Source organism: Nocardia sienata NBRC 100364 (assembly GCF_001613205.1).
GTDB lineage: Bacteria > Actinomycetota > Actinomycetes > Mycobacteriales > Mycobacteriaceae > Nocardia > Nocardia sienata.
Genome location: NZ_BDBX01000039.1, coordinates 43,645 through 65,194, shown reverse-complemented (window position 1 = coordinate 65,194; position 21,550 = coordinate 43,645). Strand labels below are relative to the sequence as shown.

General features: G+C 68.3%; 21 protein-coding genes. 13 read left to right on the top strand and 8 right to left on the bottom strand.

Annotation, left to right across the window (positions count from 1 at the left end; translation table 11 throughout):
* Window positions 1-97 precede the first annotated feature (97 nt).
* The gene (gene uvrB / locus NS4_RS21295) at window positions 98-2,290 is read left to right on the top strand and encodes an excinuclease ABC subunit UvrB (protein WP_281004606.1); all 2,193 of its coding nucleotides are present in this window, start codon (window positions 98-100) and stop codon (window positions 2,288-2,290) included.
* A gap of 29 nt (window positions 2,291-2,319) precedes the next feature.
* Here the strand turns inward: uvrB and NS4_RS21290 are convergent, their stop codons facing one another.
* A complete protein-coding gene (locus NS4_RS21290; protein WP_063061284.1) occupies window positions 2,320-2,790 on the bottom strand; it encodes a VOC family protein in 471 nt (156 codons plus the stop codon).
* Window positions 2,791-3,187: 397 nt separating this feature from the next.
* Here NS4_RS21290 and NS4_RS21285 point away from each other — a divergent pair, with 397 nt between their 5' ends.
* The 3 genes from NS4_RS21285 to NS4_RS21275 all read left to right on the top strand — a co-directional run bounded on the left by NS4_RS21285 (window position 3,188) and on the right by NS4_RS21275 (window position 5,317).
* Entirely contained in the window at window positions 3,188-4,066 is an 879-nt protein-coding gene (locus NS4_RS21285) for a DUF6597 domain-containing transcriptional factor (protein WP_245665608.1), read from the top strand.
* Between the two features lie 56 nt (window positions 4,067-4,122).
* A complete protein-coding gene (locus tag NS4_RS21280; protein WP_063061282.1) occupies window positions 4,123-4,536 on the top strand; it encodes a DoxX family protein in 414 nt (137 codons plus the stop codon).
* A gap of 328 nt (window positions 4,537-4,864) precedes the next feature.
* On the top strand, window positions 4,865-5,317 hold the full coding sequence (locus tag NS4_RS21275) for a universal stress protein (protein ID WP_063061281.1): 453 nt from the start codon (window positions 4,865-4,867) through the stop codon (window positions 5,315-5,317).
* Window positions 5,318-5,380: 63 nt separating this feature from the next.
* Here the strand turns inward: NS4_RS21275 and NS4_RS21270 are convergent, their stop codons facing one another.
* Window positions 5,381-7,663 carry a HelD family protein gene (locus NS4_RS21270; protein WP_063061348.1) on the bottom strand — a complete coding sequence of 761 codons (2,283 nt, stop codon included), beginning with the start codon at window positions 7,661-7,663 and terminating at the stop codon, window positions 5,381-5,383.
* A 174-nt stretch (window positions 7,664-7,837) separates the two neighbouring features.
* Window positions 7,838-9,169 (bottom strand): diguanylate cyclase domain-containing protein, encoded by a 1,332-nt coding sequence (locus NS4_RS21265; RefSeq protein ID WP_063061280.1) that lies wholly within the window; start codon window positions 9,167-9,169, stop codon window positions 7,838-7,840.
* A 155-nt stretch (window positions 9,170-9,324) separates the two neighbouring features.
* Between NS4_RS21265 and NS4_RS21260 the strand changes: the two genes are divergently transcribed.
* Together NS4_RS21260 and uvrA are read left to right on the top strand one after the other, a co-directional pair.
* Window positions 9,325-10,497 carry a beta-ketoacyl synthase N-terminal-like domain-containing protein gene (locus tag NS4_RS21260; RefSeq protein ID WP_245665607.1) on the top strand — a complete coding sequence of 391 codons (1,173 nt, stop codon included), beginning with the start codon at window positions 9,325-9,327 and terminating at the stop codon, window positions 10,495-10,497.
* Window positions 10,498-10,884: 387 nt separating this feature from the next.
* Complete coding sequence (gene uvrA, locus NS4_RS21255) at window positions 10,885-13,917, top strand: excinuclease ABC subunit UvrA (RefSeq protein ID WP_063061279.1); 3,033 nt, start codon at window positions 10,885-10,887, stop codon at window positions 13,915-13,917.
* Window positions 13,918-14,241: 324 nt separating this feature from the next.
* Here the strand turns inward: uvrA and NS4_RS21250 are convergent, their stop codons facing one another.
* Both NS4_RS21250 and NS4_RS21245 read right to left on the bottom strand, forming a co-directional pair.
* Window positions 14,242-14,583 carry a DUF1844 domain-containing protein gene (locus NS4_RS21250; RefSeq protein WP_030523712.1) on the bottom strand — a complete coding sequence of 114 codons (342 nt, stop codon included), beginning with the start codon at window positions 14,581-14,583 and terminating at the stop codon, window positions 14,242-14,244.
* 9 nt (window positions 14,584-14,592) lie between these two features.
* Window positions 14,593-15,141, bottom strand: a complete 549-nt coding sequence (locus NS4_RS21245) for a DinB family protein (RefSeq protein ID WP_063061278.1) — start codon at window positions 15,139-15,141, stop codon at window positions 14,593-14,595.
* Between the two features lie 334 nt (window positions 15,142-15,475).
* Here NS4_RS21245 and infC point away from each other — a divergent pair, with 334 nt between their 5' ends.
* The 5 genes from infC (at window position 15,476) to NS4_RS32335 (ending at window position 17,712) form a co-directional block, all read left to right on the top strand.
* Window positions 15,476-16,117 carry a translation initiation factor IF-3 gene (infC, locus tag NS4_RS21240; RefSeq protein WP_063061346.1) on the top strand — a complete coding sequence of 214 codons (642 nt, stop codon included), beginning with the start codon at window positions 15,476-15,478 and terminating at the stop codon, window positions 16,115-16,117.
* Between the two features lie 143 nt (window positions 16,118-16,260).
* The gene (gene rpmI, locus NS4_RS21235; protein ID WP_063061277.1) at window positions 16,261-16,455 is read left to right on the top strand and encodes a 50S ribosomal protein L35; all 195 of its coding nucleotides are present in this window, start codon (window positions 16,261-16,263) and stop codon (window positions 16,453-16,455) included.
* 113 nt (window positions 16,456-16,568) lie between these two features.
* Window positions 16,569-16,949, top strand: a complete 381-nt coding sequence (gene rplT / locus NS4_RS21230; RefSeq protein ID WP_039823954.1) for a 50S ribosomal protein L20 — start codon at window positions 16,569-16,571, stop codon at window positions 16,947-16,949.
* 154 nt (window positions 16,950-17,103) lie between these two features.
* On the top strand, window positions 17,104-17,496 hold the full coding sequence (locus NS4_RS21225; RefSeq protein WP_169811791.1) for an SRPBCC family protein: 393 nt from the start codon (window positions 17,104-17,106) through the stop codon (window positions 17,494-17,496).
* A gap of 18 nt (window positions 17,497-17,514) precedes the next feature.
* A complete protein-coding gene (locus NS4_RS32335; RefSeq protein WP_157106156.1) occupies window positions 17,515-17,712 on the top strand; it encodes a hypothetical protein in 198 nt (65 codons plus the stop codon).
* On the opposite strand, the gene NS4_RS21220 is transcribed toward NS4_RS32335, so the two are convergent.
* Complete coding sequence (locus NS4_RS21220) at window positions 17,709-18,080, bottom strand: winged helix-turn-helix transcriptional regulator (RefSeq protein ID WP_063061275.1); 372 nt, start codon at window positions 18,078-18,080, stop codon at window positions 17,709-17,711. The two genes, NS4_RS32335 and NS4_RS21220, sit on opposite strands and share 4 nt — an antisense overlap.
* Window positions 18,077-18,466: a hypothetical protein gene (locus NS4_RS21215; RefSeq protein ID WP_157106155.1), complete on the bottom strand. Its 390-nt coding sequence runs from the start codon at window positions 18,464-18,466 to the stop codon at window positions 18,077-18,079. Before NS4_RS21215 ends, NS4_RS21220 begins: the two co-directional genes overlap by 4 nt.
* 94 nt (window positions 18,467-18,560) lie before the next feature.
* Here NS4_RS21215 and NS4_RS21210 point away from each other — a divergent pair, with 94 nt between their 5' ends.
* The gene (locus NS4_RS21210; RefSeq protein ID WP_063061345.1) at window positions 18,561-19,388 is read left to right on the top strand and encodes a TrmH family RNA methyltransferase; all 828 of its coding nucleotides are present in this window, start codon (window positions 18,561-18,563) and stop codon (window positions 19,386-19,388) included.
* Between the two features lie 49 nt (window positions 19,389-19,437).
* Here the strand turns inward: NS4_RS21210 and NS4_RS21205 are convergent, their stop codons facing one another.
* Complete coding sequence (locus tag NS4_RS21205; RefSeq protein WP_063061273.1) at window positions 19,438-20,007, bottom strand: TetR/AcrR family transcriptional regulator; 570 nt, start codon at window positions 20,005-20,007, stop codon at window positions 19,438-19,440.
* A gap of 98 nt (window positions 20,008-20,105) precedes the next feature.
* Here NS4_RS21205 and NS4_RS21200 point away from each other — a divergent pair, with 98 nt between their 5' ends.
* On the top strand, window positions 20,106-21,422 hold the full coding sequence (locus NS4_RS21200; protein ID WP_245665605.1) for a DHA2 family efflux MFS transporter permease subunit: 1,317 nt from the start codon (window positions 20,106-20,108) through the stop codon (window positions 21,420-21,422).
* The last annotated feature ends 128 nt before the right edge of the window (window positions 21,423-21,550 follow it).

The window sequence follows — 21,550 nt, the reverse complement described above, 5'->3', positions numbered from 1 at the left end:
GGGCCGCCGCCCGTCGCGCCGGGACCGGCCGCGGGATGTGTGCTCCGGCACCGGTAGCGGGCGGGATTCTGTCGGTGTGCGCGCCTAGTCTTGGGACATGGCATTCGCAACCGAACTCCGTGCGGCCGGCGTCAGCGGGACCGAGGCCGACGGGGAGACTCCGCTGGCCCGATCGGAGTTCCGCCCGGTCGGTGAGATCGAACGCACCGGTGGGCGGTTCGAGGTGGTCAGCCCCCATCGGCCGGCCGGTGATCAGCCCGCCGCGATCGAGGAGCTGGAGCGCCGGATCACCGCGGGCGAGCCCGATGTGGTGCTACTCGGCGCCACCGGTACCGGTAAATCGGCGACCACGGCATGGCTCATCGAACGGCTGCAGCGGCCGACACTGGTGATGGCGCCGAACAAGACGCTGGCGGCGCAGCTGGCCAACGAACTGCGCGAAATGTTCCCGCACAACGCGGTGGAGTATTTCGTCTCCTATTACGACTATTACCAGCCCGAGGCGTATATCGCGCAGACCGATACCTATATCGAGAAGGACAGCTCGATCAACGACGATGTGGAGCGGCTGCGCCATTCGGCGACCTCCGCGCTGCTGTCGCGCCGGGATGTGGTGGTGGTCGCGTCGGTGTCCTGTATCTACGGTCTGGGTACGCCGCAGTCCTATCTGGACCGCTCCGTCCTGCTCGAGGTGGGTTCGGAGGTCGATCGCGACGCTTTCCTGCGGATGCTGGTGGATGTCCAGTACACGCGCAACGATATGTCGTTCACGCGGGGCTCGTTCCGGGTGCGCGGCGATACCGTCGAGATCATCCCCTCCTACGAGGAGTTGGCCGTCCGTATCGAATTCTTCGGCGACGAGATCGAAGAACTCTATTATCTACACCCGCTCACCGGGGATGTCGTGCGCAAGGTGGATACCGTGCGTATCTTCCCGGCCACGCACTATGTGGCGGGCCCGGAGCGGATGGAACGGGCCGTCGTCGCTATCGAGGCCGAGCTCGAGGAACGCCTCGCCGAGCTCGAGCGCAAGGGCAAATTGCTCGAGGCGCAGCGGTTGCGGATGCGTACCCAGTACGACCTCGAAATGATCCGGCAGGTCGGATTCTGCTCCGGTATCGAGAATTATTCGCGTCATATCGACGGCCGGCCCGCCGGTTCGGCACCGGCCACCCTGCTGGACTATTTCCCCGACGATTTCCTGCTGGTGATCGACGAATCCCATGTGACCGTGCCGCAGATCGGCGGGATGTACGAGGGGGATATGTCGCGGAAGCGCAACCTCGTGGAATACGGTTTCCGGCTGCCCTCGGCGGTGGACAACCGACCGCTCACCTGGGAGGAGTTCGCCGAACGGATCGGGCAGGCGGTATATCTGTCGGCCACCCCCGGCGACTACGAGCTCGGCCGCACCGGTGGCGAGGTGGTGGAGCAGGTCATCCGTCCCACCGGCCTGGTCGATCCCAAGGTCGAGGTGAAACCCACCAAGGGGCAGATCGACGACCTGGTGCACGAGATCCGGTTGCGGACCGAGCGCGACGAGCGGGTCCTGGTCACCACGCTCACCAAGAAGATGGCCGAGGATCTCACCGACTATCTGCTGGGTCTCGGTGTGCGGGTGCGTTATCTGCACTCCGAGATCGACACCCTGCGCCGGGTCGAGTTGCTGCGCCAGCTACGGCTGGGGGAGTACGACGTGCTGGTCGGGATCAATCTCCTGCGCGAGGGCCTGGACCTGCCCGAGGTCTCGCTGGTCGCGATTCTGGACGCCGACAAGGAAGGCTTCCTGCGCAGTACGAAGAGCTTGATCCAGACCATCGGCCGGGCCGCCCGCAATGTGTCCGGTGAGGTGCACATGTACGCGGACAAGATCACCGACTCGATGCGCGACGCCATCGACGAGACCGAGCGCCGGCGCGCCAAACAGCTCGCCTACAACGCGGAAATGGGTATCGATCCGCAGCCGCTGCGCAAGAAGATCGCCGATATCCTCGATCAGGTCTATTCCGAGGCCGGTGACGAGGTGGAAGTCGGCGGTTCCGGCCGCAACGCCAGCCGTGGCCGGCGGGCGCAGGGTGAGCCCGGCCGGGCGGTCAGCGCGGGCATCGTGGAGGGACGCGATATCAAGTCGATGCCGCGCGCCGAGCTGGCCGATCTGGTCGCCGAGCTCACCGATCAAATGATGAACGCGGCCCGCGAGCTGCAGTTCGAGCTCGCGGGCCGGCTGCGCGACGAGATCGCCGACCTGAAGAAGGAGTTGCGCGGGATGGACGCGGCCGGATTGCAGTGACCGGATCCGGACGCCGCCGGCCACCGGGCTCAGGCCTGCGTGGCCATCCATTCGTTCACGCGCCGCTCGGCCTCCTCGCGGGAGACATCCTCCACCCGGGTCATCACGACCCAGCGATGGCCGAAGGGGTCCTTCAGGGCGCCGTACCGGTCGCCGGTGACGAAGGTGGCCGGGTCCTCGGCCACCCGGGCACCGTGCTCGCGGGCGCGGGCGATCACCGCGTCGACATCGGGGCAGTAGTGGACCAGCGAGGTGTGCACCCAGTCGCCGCTGGGTGCCAGCACGTTCTGGTCCGGTACCGGGATCCCCAGCTGGATGGTGGAATCGCCGATCTTCAGTTCGGCGTGGGCGGGCTGCCCGTCGGGCATATCGTTGCGCGAGATCACTTCGGCGCCGAACACCGCGGTGTAGAAGTCGATGGCGGCGTTGCCGTCGGAGACCGCGATGAACACGGTGATGGAGTGGTAGCCCTCGGGAATGGGATCGACTGCTTTGCTCATGCCTGTGACTCTGCCGGGCGCGCGCCGCGAATTCTTGTAAGAAAGCGACAGCTCACGACTGCTCCGCCAGGACCCGCCGATACACCCGAGCCGCGGCGTCCGGCGGGCGGCGATCGCCCGCCGTTTCCGGCAGCCTGCGCCGCGCCGCGCCCACGGGCCGGAGCCGGGCGCGAAAACTTGCCTCCGGCCGCTCGGTATCCAGGGGTGCGCCGGGGCAGCTGTACACCCCGCGTGGTCCCTCCCGATTCGGCGGGCGCGGGTACCGGTGGCCGCCTGCTCCGGCCGGACGGAGTCGCCGCCGGACCGGTAACCGGATGTGTGCGCGTATCCGTGCGCTTGTCACCCTCCGGCGGCCGGAAACCGGCGCCGATACGCGTCGGCGCGGAAGGCCGTGGCCATGGTTGACATGGGAATACCGGCTCCCGGTGTCCCCGCGGCCGGTGACCGTAAGGCGATCCTGCATCCCCACGAGCAGGAGCGATACCGCACGCTGAACCGCCTGCCGGTGGGCGGCGCGGTATCGGACTACGTGGACTGGTACTGGTCGGTGCGCTGGGATATGCGCGGCCGGGCGCCCTACCACGCCGAGGTCCTGCCGTACCCCTGTGTGCACATCACGTTCGAACGCGACGGCGACCGCCGCGGTGGCTTCGTCAACGGCGTCTGCACCAGGAAGTACGTCCGCGAACTGATCGGCCGGGGGGAGACCTTCGGCGTCCGGTTCCGGCCCGGCGGGTTCGGGGCGTTCACCGGGCTCGACGTCGGTGCGTTCCGGGATCGCGCGGTACCACTGCAGGATGTGCTGCCCGATACCGGTGACCTCGTCGACCGGGTACTCGCCGAACCCGGCGATACCGGCCGCCGCCGCCTGGTCGAGGAATATCTCGGCACCCGTGCGCACCGCGAAGACCCCAACTACCGGCTCGTGCTCACGATCGCCGCCGCGATGGCCGGCGATCCCGAACTGACCCGGGTCGATCAGGTCACCGAGCGATTCGGAGTACCGGTGCGCACACTGCAGCGGTTGTTCCGTCGCTACATCGGTGCGGGTCCGAAATGGGTGCTGCGACGATATCGGTTACAGGACGGGGCCGATCTACTGGCCCGCGGTCGTATCGCGGATCTGGCGGCGCTGGCCGCCGAACTCGGTTATTTCGATCAGGCGCATTTCACCCGTGAGTTCACGGCCGAAGTCGGAATGGCTCCACTGGAATATGCCAAGAATTCGTTACGCTCGCGCGATGAGGTGACCTCCAAGGTTCTGCCGGCCTCATGAGCGCAAGAGCGCATCTCGGCGCAGCGGTACCGTCGGCGACAGATGAGGAGCTGTACATGGATGTCGTGGTATTGATCGGCCGCGTGATGTTCGTCATTCTGTTCCTGAGTTCGGCGCTGGGGCATTTCACCCAGACCAAGGCCATGGCGGGCTACGCGCGGGCCAAGGGCATACCGGTGCCGGAGCCGGCCGTTCTGGGGTCCGGGCTGCTCATGCTGCTGGGCAGTATCAGCATCCTGTTCGGGATCTGGGCCGATCTGGGCGCCCTGCTGCTGTTGCTCATGCTGGTTCCCACCATGATCATGATGCACGCCTTCTGGAAGGAAACCGAGGCCGAGGCCACCCAGGCGGAGACGATCCAGTTCAACAAGGACCTCGCGCTCGCCGGTGCCTGCCTGATGCTGTTCGCGTTTTTCGCGCACACCGAGGAATTGGGCCTCACGATTACCGGTCCGCTGTTCTCCCTCTGATCACGGCCGAAATGCGTGGGTTCCTCCGGGGCCGGCGGGCCTGCACTGTGAGGAAAGTCCTACGGCGCCAAGGCCGTTGGTATTCATTGTGACGCCTCACAGGTTTACCCGTATCGGCGGGAGAAGTGCCAGGTAGACGTGACGTTCGTCGTTCGTCCGGTTCGAAATGTGAAACGTCACCGCCGTCGAACACGTCTGTGATGTACAACGAATCCGGTTATTCGGGCCGGTGTTCCGGTTATGGTCTACGCAGTCGCCGCGCCGTCGCCCGACATTCCACGAGCTCTCGGCGCGGCCGCGTTTATACCCCGCACAGTTGGAGGAGAGAATGACCGCCTACCGGACCATTGTCGTCGGTACCGACGGCTCGGACTCGTCGTACGTCGCCGTGGAAAAGGCCGCGTCACTGGCCGGAGCCGCGGGCTCGACGTTGATCGTGGCCTGCGCCTACTATCCGACCGACGACCGTGACGTCGCCGCCGCGAGCGATATGCTCAAGGACGAGGCGTACCAGGTTCGCGGTTCGGCGCCCACCAACGAGATCCTGCGCACCGCCCGCGACAAGGCCAGTGCTGCCGGGGCCAAGGAGATCGTCGAGAAGGCCATTGTCGGTGAGCCGGTCGAATCCCTGCTCGACCTGGTCAAAGAGACTCAGGCGGATCTGCTCGTGGTCGGTAACCGGGGCCTGAACACCCTGGCCGGCCGGCTGCTGGGCTCCGTGCCCTCCGATGTGGCGCGTAAATCGAAGTCCGATGTGCTGATCGTGCACACCGTGCGCTGATACCGCGGACCACCGCCCCGCCCGGAGCCCGGCTCCGGACGGGGCGGCCGCGTTCCAGCGGCCTCACTCGGCCAGACGCCGCAGCTCCGGTGGGAGATCGCCGCTGTGCACCACGGTGAGCCGCTGGGTGGCGCGGGTGATCGCGACGTACAGATCGTTGCGGCCGCGCGGTGACTCGGCGATCACCGCACCCGGCTCCACCAGGTACACCGCGTCGAACTCCAGGCCCTTCGCTTCGGTCACCGTCAGTACGCGTACGTATTCGCTTGCCACCCCGGATAATTCGTCCACCAGGGCAGCGGGTGTCAGCACGGCGGCGGTGCCCGGACCCTGCTCCTCGGCGAGCAGACCGGAAAGCTTCGCCGACAGGTGCGCCGCCGGGACCCGGTGTGCCCGCGGCGGCACGCCCGAATCGCGCACCGAGCGTGGCACCTCGGCGGTGGGGTCGATCGCGGCCAGTACGTCCGCCGCCACCGCCATGATCTCCGACGGAGTCCGGTAGTTGACGGTGAGCTCGGTGCGTTTCCACCGTTTGGCCACATACGGCTCCAGCATGTCCGCCCAGGACCGCGCGCCCGCCGGATCACCGGTCTGCGCGATATCGCCGACCACGGTGATCCATCGATTCGGGATCCGTCGCATCACCATTCGCCAGGCCATCTCCGACAGTTCCTGCGCTTCGTCCACGATCACGTGCCCGTAGGTCCAGGTGCGATCGCCCGCGGCGCGTTCGGCGGTGGTCTGGCGGTTGCGCACCTGCTGGCGTTCGGCCAGCTGGCTCGCGTCGATGAGGTCGTAGGCCATCAGGATCTCCGGGTCGAGTTCGTCCTCGAGGTCCTGCGGGGCCGATCCGGTCAGGATGTCCAGGGCGTCCTGGGCCTCGGCCAGCTGGGCGCGCCAGCGCCGCCGGGCGCGTTCGCGTTCCTCGGCGTCGTCGGTGCCCAGGAGTTCGGCCAGTTCGTCCAGCAGCGGAGCATCGGCGGCGCTGAATTCGCCGGTACCGGTGCGCAACAGTTCGGCCCGGTCGGCCGGATCGAGCACCTTGCCGGCGGCGCGCTCCAGCCGGTCCGGGTCGGCGAACAGATCGCCCAGCACCTGCTGTGGGGTGAGCATCGGCCACAACTCGGCCAGCACGCGCTGGACTTTCGGGTCGGCGCGCAATTCGTCGCTGATCTCGGACAGATCCGCCGCACTGAGCAGGCTGCGGCCGTTACCGGCCGGGTCGGCGCCCATGGTCTGCGCGAGCTGATCGGTGAGTGCCTCGATCACCATCGACGCGAAGATGGGCCGCGCCAGGTTGTGCGGGCGACGTGAGGAGCGGGCCCGGCCGCGGGCCCGGGTGACGATCTTGCGGTCCAGGGTCACCGGATAGCCGTCGAAGCTCAGGGTGATCGGTTCACTCGGCACCTGCTGGCGATCCCGAACGGCGTTCTTCAGGATGCCCAGCACATTCGTCGAGCCCTTCAACTCCCCGGCGCGCAGCGAATCGGTGAGCGTGGCCTTCACACCCGGGTACAGATCGCCGATGGTGGACAGCAGCACCCCGGTCTCACCGAGCGACGGCAGCACCTGACCGATGTAGTCCAGGAAGGTGGCATTGGGGCCGATGATGAGGACGCCGCTCTTGGCCAGTTGCTGGCGGTAGGTGTACAGGAGATAGGCGGCGCGGTGCAGGGCGACCGCGGTCTTACCGGTGCCCGGGCCACCCTGCACGACCAGCACGCTCTTGTGCTCGGCGCGGATGATCGCGTCCTGTTCGCTCTGGATCGTCTCGACGATGTCGGCCATCTGGCCGGTGCGGGCGGCGTTCAGCGCGGCCAGCAGGGCGCTCTCGCTGCCGACACCACCGTCGGAGGTGGTGACCCCGGCCCGGTGCGCGGCCTCGAGATCGAGGTATTCGTCGTTGACCGCGGTCACCCGGCGGTTGCGGGAGCGGATGTGGCGCCGCCGCAGCACCCCGTCCGGTGCGGCGGTGGTGGCCAGGTAGAACGGCCGCGCCAGCGGGGCCCGCCAATCGAGCAGCAGGGGTTCGTAGTCGTTGTCCTCGTCGAGGATGCCCAGCCGGCCGATATAGCGCTGTTCGGGATCGTTGTCCGCGGTGCCGAGATCGATGCGGCCGAAACACAGGCCGTGCTCGGCGGCGTCGTATTTGGCCAGGTCCTCGGTGTAGAGCTGGGTGAACGACTCCCGTTCGGTGCGGGCCTGCGGGGTCCCTCCGGTTTCCAGCAGCACGGTGCGCAGCCGGTTGTCGGCGTAGGCGCGCATCCCGTCGAGCCGCTCGTACAGCACCGACAGGTACGCCTGTTCACGGTCGAGGTCCCGCGTCGCCGTATCCGGGGGCGCCACATCGGGAGCCGGTTCGGTGGGGCGTTCCTCGGTGCGGTTGTCGGGCAAGTTCGGACTCCTTCTCACCCACGGAGGGACAGGCTCGGCGGGGCGCGGCGGGATGGCGTGCACAGAGTTGTCGAGTCTACTGCGGGTTCGTATCGGATGTTGTTCGCGCAGGTCACGCCGGTGCGATCACGAGACATGCGAGTTGTCGCCGCGCAATCCGCGCCCGCGCGTGCCATCGCGGCGGCTCGGCGATTTGGCCTCGTACATGGCCACATCGGCATCGTGCAGGACCGCTTCCGGGGTGCGCGTATCGCCGGGTTCCAAGGTGGTCACCCCGATGGACGCGTTCACCGCGATCCGGTGCCCCCGCGCCACGATCGGTTCGGCCATGGCCGCCCGCAATCGCCGGACCAGCGGTTCGAGCTCCTCGTCGCCGGGCCGCCCGGCCAGCAGGACCAGGAATTCGTCACCGCCGAGCCGGCCCACCAGATCCTCGCTGCGTAACGCGCGCTGTAGCCGGTGCGCGACGATCCGCAGCACCGTGTCGCCGATGGCGTGGCCCATCGTGTCGTTGATGGATTTGAAGCCGTCGAGGTCGATGAACATCACCGTCGACACCTGGTGGGTGCCCGTGGCCTCGAGTGCTCCGGACAGCTGGGACAGGATCAGCGACCGGTTGGCCAGTCCGGTGAGCGGATCGTGGGTGGCCTGGTATTCGAGCTGCCGGCGACTGGCCAGGTATTCGGTGATATCGGCGAACGAACACACCGCGGCCGTGCCCTGTTCGTCGGGGTTCAGCAGCCGGCTCGATACCGCCAGCCAGCGCCGCTGACCGTCGGGACGGACGACCGCGAAAACGTAGGCGATAACGGTTTCGCCGGTGGCCAGGGTGCGTGCCACCGGATGCTTCTCCTTGGGCATCGATCGGCCGTTGGAGTCCAGCAGTTCCAAGGGGAGCGTCGTGATATTGGAACCCACCAGCGGTGTCCGGTCGTCTATTCCGAAGATCCGGCGGGTGGCGGGATTGGCCGAGGCGATGGTGCCGTCCCGGTAGATGACCGCCACACCTTCCTCGAGCTGGGAGACCACCGTGGTGAAGTGCTGCTCGGCCCGCCGCTGGGCGCGTTCGGCCGCTTTCTGGGCCGTCAGATCGTGGATCACCACCTGGTAGGCGAGGCGATCGTGCCAGGCGGTGAGCACCGAGACGGTCTCCACCGGTACCTCGCGCCCGTCCAGTGCCAGTAACACCATCTCGGTGGGTTCGGACGCGTTACCTGTCGCGGTCAGACCGGCGATGCGCTCGTACATGGGCTGGCGGTAATCGGGGTGCACGAAACGGGCGATGTGCTGGCCGAGGACCTCGGCCAGGTTCTTGGCGCCCATGATCCGCAGGGCCGCCGGATTGGCGTAGACCACGATGCCGCGTTCGTGGACACAGATGCCGTCGGGGGAGTGCTCGACCAGGGAGCGGTACCGATGCGCGAGTTGCTCGGCGGCGGACGCCCTGCGCTCTCCCATACCAACCCCCATCGTCGGCGGACCCGGACATTCAAACACGGCTCTACTCCGGTATCCACACGCATAAAATCGGACATAGTGGACGTGATCTCGATTGATCACGCCAAGACGTGTTCCCGGCGGTGCCGAGGGCGGGGACCGGCGAGGAGATTGTCATGGCGGGGACCGGTTTCAGCATCGATCTTATGTCGATCACCGGGATCGGTGCGGTCACCGGATACGGCTGGGGGCGCGAGACCTTCTGGGAGGGAATTCTGAGCGGGCGTTCCGCGGCCCGGTTCGAGCCCGGCTACGGAATCGACCCCGCGACCGGGGGCTGGGCCGCGCTGGTGCCCGAGGGTGGCGATCCCGCCTACGGCACCCGGTACGGGCGCGCGGTGTTCGCGGCGGTCGGCGAGGCGGTCGCCGACGCCCGCGCCCGCGGGTGGGAGCCCGGCCCGCGAGTCGGACTGGTGCACGCGGCCGTCCTGGGCGATGTCCGGCATCAGCGGGACTTCTCCGGTCCCGCCGGTGCCGGGTTCGGGGGCCGGGACTTCTTGCGGCTGCTGCCGTCCACCCCGGTCTCGGTGGTGACCCAGGCGTTCGGCTTCACCGGCCCGGTGATGGGAGTCTCGGCCGCGTGTAGCTCGGCCAATGTGGCGATCCTGCAGGCGCGACTGTGGCTGGCTGCCGGTCTGGTGGACGATGTGGTGTGCGTGGCCTCGGATCTGTCGGCCACCCCGGAACTGGTGCGGCAGTTCGCGAAACTGGGCGCCGCGGCGGTCGACGTCGAATCACTGCAGGGATGCCGGCCGTTCCAGGAGGGCAGCCGCGGATTCAGTGTGGGGGAAGCGGCGGTGGGGTTCGTGCTGAGTCGCGGCTCCGGCCGGGCCTACGCCCGGGTCCTCGGTGGGGCGATGAACAGCGAAGCCCACCACGTGGTCTCGGTGGAGCCGAGCCACGACCGGATCGTGGACTGCGTGCGGGGCGCCCTGTCCGACGCCGGCGTCGGCGCGGTCGATATCGGTTACCTCAACGCGCACGGCACCGGTACCGCCCAGTGCGACCGGGCCGAACGCGATGTGCTCGCCCGCGTGTTCGGCGACCGGCCCGCGGTGTACTCGATGAAGCCGCTGGCCGGGCATTGCCAGTCCGCGTCGGGTGCCGTGGAGATCGCCGCCGCGGCGCTGGGGTACGAGCGCGGGATCGTCCCGGCGCCGCCGACGGTGGCGCCGGCACATCCGCGGCTGCTGAACGGGCCGACCCCGGCGGGGCCGGGGCTGACCGCGAAGCTGTCGCTCGGGATGGGCGGGATCAACTCCACGATGATCCTGGGTCCGGCCGTCTGACGGCGGCCGGGACCGGGAGGAAGTGGCCGGTGCCACGCCCCCTGGACACCTCGGGTTGGCCTACTCTGGATTGGTGAGCCCGTCCGGCCGGCGCGTGCCGCCGACTGCCGGCGCCCGCTCCGGGACCTGGTAGGGGCGCCCCCGAGCGAGGGTGGGCGCGGTCGTCGTGCCACGCTCCGTGAACCGTCAAGGTCGGCTGTCCGGCGAAACTTGTCGGTGGTCGGTCCTACCATCACCGCGGGCCCGCTCTGTGGCCCGGGCCGCGGATACCGGCCGGGCGGATCGGGCCGTTCACCGCGCTGTCGCGGACACGGTGTGACCCCACACGGTGCGAACGGGCGCGGCGGCACTATCGACGACGAACGATGACGAGAAGGGACCGACCTGGTGGCGGAACGCCTGACTGTGCGCGGAGCACGGGAGCACAACCTCAAAGGGGTCGACCTCGACCTGCCCCGCGACAGTCTCATCGTCTTCACCGGTTTGTCCGGGTCGGGTAAGTCCAGCCTGGCGTTCGACACGATCTTCGCGGAGGGGCAGCGCCGCTACGTGGAATCGTTGTCGGCCTACGCCCGGCAGTTCCTCGGCCAGATGGACAAACCCGATGTGGACTTCATCGAGGGGCTCTCACCCGCCGTCTCGATCGACCAGAAATCCACCAACCGCAACCCCCGGTCCACGGTCGGCACAATCACCGAGGTCCACGACTATCTGCGGCTGCTCTACGCCCGCGCCGGCGTCCCGCATTGCCCGGTGTGCTCGGAGCTGATCGCCAAACAGACCCCGCAGCAGATCGTCGACCAGGTTCTGGCCATGGAACCGGGTGTCCGGTTCCAGGTACTGGCGCCGGTTGTGCGCACCCGCAAGGGCGAGTTCGTCGACCTCTTCGACCAGCTGCACGCGCAGGGCTACGCCCGGGTCCGGGTGGACGGGGTGGTGTATCCGCTCACCGATCCGCCGAAGCTCAAGAAGCAGGAGAAACACGATGTCGAGGTGGTGGTGGACCGCCTCGCCGTGAAACCGACCGCCAAACAGCGGCTCACCGATTCCATCGAAACGGCGCTGCGGCTCGCCGACGGCATCGTGGTGCTCGATTTCGTCGATCGCGACGAGCACGCGCACGACCGCGAGCGCCGTTTCTCCGAGAAACTGGCCTGCCCCAACGGCCATCCCCTCGATATCGAGGACCTGGAACCGCGCTCGTTCTCCTTCAACTCGCCCTACGGCGCCTGCCCCGACTGCACCGGTCTGGGTATCCGCAAGGAGGTCGATCCGGAACTGGTGGTGCCCGATCCGGAGCTGAGTCTGGCCGACGGGGCGATCGCGCCGTGGTCGCGCGGGCAGAGCGCCGAATACTTCCTGCGGCTGCTGTCCGGATTGGCGGCGGCGCAGGGTTTCGATCTGGACACCCCCTGGCGGGACCTGCCCCCGCGGGCGCGCAAGGCCGTCCTCGAGGGCAGTTCCGACCAGGTCCATATCGTCTACACCAACCGCTACGGCCGCAAACGCTCCTACTACGCCGATTTCGAAGGGGTCATGCCGTTCCTGCAGCGGCGGCTGGACTCCACCGAGTCCGAGCAGATGAAGGAGCACTACGAGGGCTATATGCGCGATGTGCCGTGCCCGGTCTGCAACGGGGCGCGATTGCGGCCGGAGATCCTGGCGGTCACCCTCACGGCGGATTCGGAGCGGAAGTCGATCGCCGAGGTCAGCGAACTGTCCATCCGCGACTGCTCGCAGTTCCTGAACGCGCTGACGCTGGGCGAACGGCAGGCGGCCATCGCCGGCCAGGTGCTCAAGGAGGTGCAGGCGCGCCTGGGCTTCCTGCTCGACGTCGGCCTGGACTACCTGACCCTGTCCCGGGCCGCGGCCACCCTCTCCGGCGGGGAGGCGCAGCGTATCCGGCTGGCGACCCAGATCGGGTCGGGCCTGGTCGGGGTGCTCTACGTGCTCGACGAGCCGTCGATCGGTCTGCACCAGCGCGACAACCGGCGCCTCATCGAGACGCTGACCCGGTTGAAGAACCTCGGCAACACCCTGATCGTGGTGGAACACGACGAGGACACCATCCGGGCCTCGGACTGGGTGGTCGATATCGGTCCGCTCGCCGGCGAACACGGCGGCCGGGTGGTGCACAGCGGCACCTACGCCGACCTGCTCACCGACGAGAACTCGCTGACCGGTGCCTACCTGTCGGGCCGGGAACGGATCGAGATCCCGCTGGTGCGGCGCCCGGTGAACAAGAAGCGGCGGGTCACCGTGGTCGGGGCGACCGAGAACAATCTCCGGGGTATCGATGTGGCGTTCCCGCTGGGTGTGCTCACCGCGGTCACCGGTGTTTCCGGGTCCGGTAAGTCCACGCTGGTCAACGACATCCTGGCGACCGTGATGGCCAACAAGCTGAACGGGGCCCGGCAGGTACCGGGCCGGCACACCCGGGTCAACGGCCTCGATCAGCTCGACAAGCTGGTGCGGGTGGATCAATCGCCCATCGGGCGTACGCCGCGGTCCAATCCGGCCACCTACACCGGGGTGTTCGACAAGATCCGCAGCCTGTTCGCCTCCACCACCGAGGCCAAGGTGCGCGGGTACCAGCCGGGCCGGTTCTCGTTCAATGTGAAGGGCGGCCGGTGCGAAGCCTGCTCCGGCGACGGCACGCTCAAGATCGAGATGAACTTCCTGCCGGATGTGTACGTGCCGTGCGAGGTCTGTCACGGCGCCCGCTACAACCGGGAAACCCTCGAAGTGCACTACAAGGGCAAGACCATTGCCGAGGTCCTCGATATGCCCATCGAGGAGGCCGCCGAGTTCTTCGAACCGGTGACCTCCATCCACCGCTACCTGTCGACCCTGGTCGATGTGGGGCTGGGGTACGTGCGACTCGGGCAGAGCGCGACCACATTGTCCGGTGGGGAGGCGCAGCGCGTGAAACTCGCCGCAGAACTGCAGAAACGCTCCAACGGGCGGACGGTCTACATTCTCGACGAACCCACCACCGGCCTGCACTTCGAGGACATCCGCAAACTGCTCGCGGTGATCAACGGCCTGGTGGACAAGGGCAACACGGTGATCGTCATCGAGCACAACCTGGACGTGATCAAAACCGCGGACTGGGTGATCGATATGGGTCCCGAAGGCGGCTCGGGTGGCGGCACAGTGGTCGGTGACGGGACACCCGAGGACATCGCCGCGAATCCGGACAGCTACACCGGTCAGTTCCTGAAGGAGATCCTGGCCGAGCCCGCCGCCCCGGCGCCCGCGGCCGCCGGTAAGGGTGCGGCGAAAAAGTCTGCCCCAGCGGCCCGCAAGGCCGCGGCACCGGCGAAGAAGAAGACCGCCGCCTCAGCGGAAGCCGCTGCGGGGGCGCCGGACCCACAGAAGGCGAAACGTCTCGCCCGCAAGGCCGCTGCCCTGCGCTGAGGACGGAGTCGGGCCCGTCCGGCACGATGCCGGGCGGCCCCAACAGCACCCGCTCCCGATCTCGCGGCGTCGGCGACTGCTCACACCGGGGCCGGTTGCGCCCATTCGCCTGGACCGGCGGAGAAGTCGGTTACCGGTGTCCAGCTCGGAGCGTCGAGGTACGCACTGCCGTGACCGGGTCTGGGACATGGCCCGGGTGCGGAGCCGTAAATCTTGGTCGTCGGTGGTCGCCGGGCCTATCGGGCAGCCAACGGATGGTCCCGGCGAGCGGCGATACTCGGTTGCCGCCCACCTGTCGGCCGACGCCGGGAGCATCCGTGGAGGTCAGTAGACCGGGCCGGTGTACTTCTCTCCCGGGCCGGCGCCGGGCGCGTCGGGGACGGCCGAACTCTCCCGGAACGCCTTCTGCAGTGACTGCAGCCCCTCCCGCAACGGTCCCGCGTGGGGACCGAGGTATTCCACCGAGGCGGTGATCAGCCCGGCCAGTGCAGTGATCACCCGCCGCGCTTCGTCCATATCGCGGCGCGGGCTGTTGTCCGGATCGTCGTCGCCGAGCCCGAGTTTTTCCGCCGCCGAGCTCATCAGCATCACGGCGGCACGGCTGATCACCTCCACGGCGGGGATTTCTGCCAGTTCGCGCACATCGCCTTCGGGCTGTTCGGTCATGATCCCAGGCTAGAGAACCGCCGACGGGGGCCGGTGCACCGGTCCGGCGGCGCGCAGCATCCGCAATTGGCCGATCTCGGTCACGTTCTTCATGAGTTCGGCGTCTACCCAGGCGGCCAGATGCGCGACGGTCAGGCCGGCCTCAGCCGGCCACGGGTAGGAGGTGGCGGCGTCGAGCTCCGCGTCGCCGGCGCGGTCGAACACCGCGAGCCATTGCTCACGCAGGGTGTGCAATCGGTCCCGCGCCGCGACGATATCGCCCGCCCAGTAGACCTCGGTTCGTTCCGGTACCGGCCTGCCCTCGGCGTGTGCGACGGCCGAACTCCACCACCAGTCGATATGCCAGGTGAGCCAGCCGATGGTCGGCACCGGCACGGGGTCGGGTTCGGTCTCCGCGAAATCCGGGCGCCAGCGGCCGTCGGCACCGCGGTGCACCGTCCAGCTCGCCGCGGCCGGCGTCCAGTGCGTATCGTCGTCGGTCAGGGGCTCGAGATGCAGCTGGGCCAACGACCAGACGAGGTCGAATTGCCAGCGCAGCAGGTCACGTCGGCTGCTCACGGCCGTCGAGCCTGGCACGGTGCCGGCGGCGGGGCAAGCGGTTTACGCCGGGGCCCGGGACGCGATTCGCCGGATCGAGACACCAGCTGTTAGAATTTTCGGCGACGACCGCCCCGGTCCTGTCCGGGGCAGACAAGTGGAGCCCGACTCCCACCGTTGCCGGCGAGTGATCGCCTGGTCAAACGGTCCGGTCACCCGCCTTTCACAGGTGGGTTCGCGGTCCGCCTCCGGCGTGCTCGCGGCGCAGGCGGGTACGACCTGCGCGGACCGGTCGACATCGGGCCTCGTGGCGGCGAAATACCGCAGCGGGGCCTTTGTGTTGAACAAGGGGTTCATTTCGAGCGGTCGTCGGACGACACCGCTAGACCTAGGAGGCCCCATCAGCACTGAGACCCGCATCAACGATCGCATCCGTGTTCCCGAGGTCCGGCTCATCGGACCCGGCGGTGAACAGGTTGGGATCGTGCGTGTTGAAGATGCACTACGCGTCGCCCTGGAAGCAGACCTCGACCTCGTAGAGGTCGCGCCGGACGCACGTCCGCCGGTCTGCAAGATCATGGACTACGGCAAGTTCAAGTACGAGACCGCGCAGAAGGCGCGCGAGTCCCGGAAGAACCAGGTCCAGACCGTGATCAAGGAACAGAAGCTGCGGCCCAAGATCGACGATCACGACTACGAGACCAAGAAGCGCAATGTGGTGCGCTTCCTGGAAGCCGGGTCGAAGGTCAAGGTCACCATCATGTTCCGGGGGCGCGAACAGTCCCGGCCCGAACTCGGTTTCCGGCTGTTGCAGCGGCTGGCCTCCGATGTGGCGGAATTGGGTTTCGTCGAGACCTCGGCCAAGCAGGACGGCCGCAACATGACGATGGTCCTCGCCCCGCACAAGGGTGCGAAGACGCGGGCCAAGGCCGCCGAGGATTCGGTCCGGTCGCAGCCCGGCGCGGCGCCGAATGCCGGTCGGCCGGTCGCGCAATAACAACGGCTTCTGCCGTGAACACTGCGGCGTCCCGCCGCACATATCGCGGCGAACGCCGCAGCGGTATTGCGTCGAGCCCGCAATAACGCTGATCAGTACACCTGGTCCGCCCCTGCGCGGGCACGACACAGATTGAGGTTGCCATGCCGAAGATGAAGAGCCACAGCGGCGCTTCGAAGCGTTTCAAGGTGACCGGTAAGGGCAAGCTGCGCCGTCAGCAGGCCAACCGCCGGCACCTGCTCGAGCACAAGCCCACCCGCCGGACTCGTCGTCTGGACGGCACGGAGTCGGTCGCCGCATCCGACATCCGCCGTGTGAAGAAGCTGCTGGGTATCTGATCCCCTTCCCGGGATCGATACCGTCCGGTACCGCCTCCGCGACCGGACGCCGAAGAACCGACCCACTCGGGTGCGCTCGACGGGGCACCCCCAAGATCGATTAGGACTGACCAGTGGCACGCGTCAAGAGGGCCGTCAACGCTCAGAAGAAGCGCCGTTCCATCCTCGAGGCCTCCAAGGGCTACCGCGGGCAGCGCTCGCGCCTGTACCGCAAGGCCAAGGAACAGCAGCTGCACTCGCTCACCTACGCCTACCGGGACCGCCGGGCCCGCAAGGGCGATTTCCGCAAGCTGTGGATCGCGCGGATCAACGCCGCGGCCCGCGCCAACGACATCACCTACAACCGTTTCGTGCAGGGCCTGAAGGCCGCCGGTGTGGAGGTCGACCGCAAGATCCTCGCCGAGCTGGCCGTCTCCGATGCCGAGGCGTTCGCCGGTCTGGTTGCCGTCGCCAAGGCCGCGCTGCCCGAGGATGTCAACGCCCCGGCTGCCTGAGTTGTGATTCCGGGTCCGGACCACTGTCCGGCTCGTTGCGGAAGGCCCCCTCCTTCGGGAGGGGGCCTTCCGCGTTTTCCGTGTCTGTGTCACCGATGGCGGTGGCCGAGTCGAACGGGTGGAGGTCTGCCCGGGCGGCGCCTTCGTGACCAGGATGAGCGCGGACGGCGGCGACTTCGCCCCGCATCTGGACGCCTGTTTCCCCGACGAACGGGAACGCCTGGCCTTCACCACCGCGCTCGACAGCAGCCGGCGGCCGGCCACCGGGGAGATCTGGATGACCGCGGAGATCACTGCGCGTGACGACCCGGACGGTACCGGCTATCGCGTCCTGGTCCGGCACGGCGATCCGGACACGCGGGCCCGGCACGAGGAGCTCGGTTTCGCGCGGGGGCACGGTCACCGATCAGCTCGCCGCGCTCGTCGAGAGCGAGGTGCGGGCATGAAACTCGTGCTCACCGAATTCCTCACCCTCGACGGTCGCGCCCGGGTCCCGAATCCGGGGCGGTGGGTGCGGCCGGGTTGGTACGGTGGCTGCTCGCGATGATGGGGCCGAGGAGTGACCATGAACCGTAGAGTGCGCAACGTTGTTGCCGCGGGCGTGTTTTCGCTGTCGATCGGCCTGCCGCCGGCCTCGGCGGCCGCGGAGGGAATCGCGGTGCGGCCCGCCCCGCCCACCGAGCGGATCGACGCGACGACGGCCCCGTTCGATCCGATCTGCCCGTTGTGTTTCGTCCGCGAATTCCTGGAGACCTTCTCCTAGTCCTCTCCGGGATGCTCGACGTCGAGTTCCGCGGACCAGCCGTCGGCCCACGCCGAGATCGGCCGGAGATGGCCGAGCAGCCGATTTCCGGACTCGGTGAGCGTGTAGCCCGCATCGGCCCGCTCCACGAGGCGGGTTTCGGTGAGTTCGCGCAACCGGCGGGTCAACAGGCTGGAGGACATGTTGTCGCACCGTGCCCGCAGATCGCGGAAGGTCACGGGATGTGCGGCCGAGTGCAGTTCCCACAGCACGCGCAGCGCCCAGCGCCGGCCGATCAGATCCAGTAGCGCCATGACCGGCCGGCCGGTGGACGATCCGCGTACCGGCCTTCCGGGGCCGGGGATCGAGGACGCCGATTCGGCTCTCATTCGGGCCGCACGGGCAGCGGTGCGCGCTCGAGCCGGGCGCGCATTCCGGCCATCGCCGTGCGCAGGACTGCGAACGGCCGCAGGAACAGTGTGATGTGGACGAGCCGGCCGGTCGAATCGCGCTCTTCGTGGAGGACACCGTGGAGCTCGTCGCCGCCTGTGGATGCGGCGAAGCGACTGAACGTGGTGGTCTCGCCCTCCTGTTGTTCGATCAGGGTGGGGTTTTCGATGACCTCGCCGATCAATCCGAGTATGTGCAGTGCCGCGTCCCGACCGCGATAGTCGGTCACCGGGCTGGAGAACACCACAGCGTCGGCGACGGCCGCCGCCAGGACGTCGATTCCGCCGGTCTGCCATGCCGTGAGCACAGGTGAAGTAGTCCGCATGCCTCTAAAATAGAGGCATGCGGACGGATTGTCACCGAGCGGGCGGCGGTGGCGGCTCGGTGAGGCGCGCGCCGGTACCCTCTACGATCTCCTGGTGCCCGACCGATATGAACCCATCGACGTGCGGAATCCCCGCGTGGTGGCCGCCGTCAAACTCCATCGTGGCGTAGCGCGCAAGCGGGCCGGGAGATTCCTGGCCGAGGGCGCGAATTCGGTCGGCGCGGCCCTCGGGGCCGGCCGGGTCCGCGAACTCTTCTACTCCGCCGAGGGCGCCACTCGCGAGCATGCGCTGATCGCCGGAGCCGAGGCCGGCGGTGTGCGCACCACGCTGGTCTCCGACCGGGCCGCGCAGGCGCTGGGGGAGACGGTCACGCCGCCTGGTCTGGTGGCCGTCTGTGATCTGGTCGATGTGCCGCTGGAGCGGATCGTGCCCACGGACTCCGAGGCGAGCGTTCCGCGCATCCTGGCGGTGCCGGTGGCGATCGCCGATCCGGGCAACGCGGGCACCCTGATCCGGGTGGCCGACGCGGTCGGCGTGGACGCCGTGGTGCTGGCCGGTGACAGTGTGGATCCGCACAACGGCAAATGCGTACGTTCCTGCGCGGGCAGCCTTTTTCACGTGCCGATCGTTCGCGCCCGCGATACCGCCGCGGTGCTCGACCGCATCGAGGCCGCGGGTATCACCACCGTGGCAACTGCCGCCGCCGGTGAGGTCGATCTCGAAGACGCCGGCGAACTGTTCACCCGGCCGGTCGCCTGGTTGTTCGGTAACGAGGCCCACGGCCTGGAGCCGGAGGTCGCTCGCCGGGCCCGGCACCGTATCCGGATCCCGATCCGGGGGCGGGCCGAAAGCCTGAACCTGGCCACGGCCGCCGCGATCTGCCTCTACGCGAACTCGCGTACCCGCTTCGGACCCGGCTGATCACGGCGTCGGCCGAGGTGCGCCGATCCCGGTCCGGAGCGGCGCGGATTCACATTCCGTGCTCGTCCAGATCGGTGAGGATGTCGCGGGCCCAGTCGGCCGCGATGGCATCCGGGCCGGTGACCCGCAGCGCGGCCATCACGGTGAGCAACATGCCGGTCGAGAGGAATCGTCGGGTGTCGGCGATCGAGGCGCCGGTGAGTTCCCGGACGAGCCGGTAGATGCGGCCGTACCGGTCGCGGATGACCGGGCCGATCTCGGGATCGCCGGCTGCCGCGAAGGCGTGCAGGAGCACCTGCAACAGTGTGCGCTCGGCGAGGAAGTGTTCGTAGGCCTCCGACAGCGCGTCCAGGGCGGTTTCGGGTCCGGCACCCGCGGCGGCCCCGGAGAAGACCTCCTCGATGCGATCGCAGACCTGGGCGACGGCGGCGAGAAATAGGCGCTGTTTGGAGCCGAAGAGGCGGATGACGTACGGCTGGGAGACGCCGGCCCGGCGGGCGATCTCGTCGGTCCGGGTGGCCGCGTAGCCGGCTTCTGCGAAAGCCTCGATCGCCGCGGTCAATACCTGAGCCCCCCGTTCACCGGCGGTCATCCTGGTCCGGCTCGTCGATTCCGGCATGGTCCTCCTCGTCGTTCCGTGCGCTCTTGACAGGTTATCAGTCGATGCATACCGTCGTGACAAGACTAGTTATCAGTCGATTACAACAAGGACTGGATATGACCGAGATACTGAGCCAACCAGCTGCGCCACCACCCGCGGCGGCCTCGGCGATCACACCGCCGGCCGACATCGGTCGGCGGCCACTGGCCGCCGTGCTCGCCGCGGTCGGTATTCCGATGTTCATGGTCACGCTCGACAATCTGGTGGTCACCAACGCGCTTCCGGTGATCCGTGCCGAACTGAACGCCTCACTCGGCGACCTCCAGTGGTTCGTCAACGCCTACACCCTCTCGTTCGCCGCCCTGCTGCTCACCGCCTCCGCCCTCGGCGACCGGCTGGGCCGCCGCCGCGTGTTCCTGGCGGGTATCGCGGTGTTCACCGCCGCCTCGGCGGCCTGCGCGCTCGCCACCGATCCGGCGATGCTGGTCGCAGCGCGGGTGGTGCAGGGCTTCGGCGGCGCCGCGGTGATGCCGCTGTCGTTGACCCTGCTCTCCGACGCGGTACCGGAGCGGCTGCGCAGTGCGGCCATCGGGATCTGGGGCGGTATCGCCGGGCTCGGCGTGGCCGTCGGACCGCTGCTCGGCGGCGCCGTGGTCGACGGATTGAGCTGGCAGTGGATCTTCTGGGTCAATGTGCCCATCGGCGTCCTGGTGCTGCCACTGGTGGTCTGGGCGCTGCGTGAATCACCCGGCGGTGGCGGGCGCCTGGACCCGATGGGACTGGTCCTGGCTTCGGCGGGCGTGCTGGCGGTTGTCTGGGGCATCGTGCACGGCGCCGACGACGGCTGGGGGTCGGGCGGGGTGCTCACCGCACTGGTCGGCGGCGCGGTGCTGCTGGGCGCGCTCATCGTCTGGGAGCACCGGGCCGCGGCCCCCATGCTGGCGCCCCGGCTGTTGCGGATCCGCGCCTTCGGCGTCGCCAATGTGGTGGCCTTCGCCTTCTCGATCGGCGTTTTCGGGTCGATTTTCCTGCTCGCCCAGTTCTTCCAGGTGGTGCAGGGATACAGCCCGCTCGAATCCGGTATCCGGACCATGCCGTGGACCATGGCGCCGATGGTGGTGGCCCCGCTCGCGGGCCTGGTGATCGACCGTGTGGGTGCCCGGGTCCTGCTGGTCACCGGCCAGGCACTGCTCGCGGTGGCGCTGGCCTGGATGGCCGCCATCACCTCGGTGGACGTCGGCTACGGCACGTTCGTGGCGCCGCTGCTCCTCGCGGGAGTGGGGATGGGCCTGACCTTCGCGCCGCTGGCGACCGTGGTGATGGGGGCTGTACCGGATGCGGACCGCGCCGTGGCCTCGGGTACCAACAACACCGTGCGCGAGGTCGGCGTGGCGGTGGGTATCGCGGTCCTGGCCTCGGTGTTCGCCTCGTAAGGTGCGTATACGGACCCGCAGAGCTATGTGGACGGACTGGTACCGGCGGTCTGGGCCGGAGCGGGGATCGTCGCGGCCGGGGCGCTGGCCGCCGCAGGGCTCCCGGGCCGGGCAAGTGTGCGGGAACC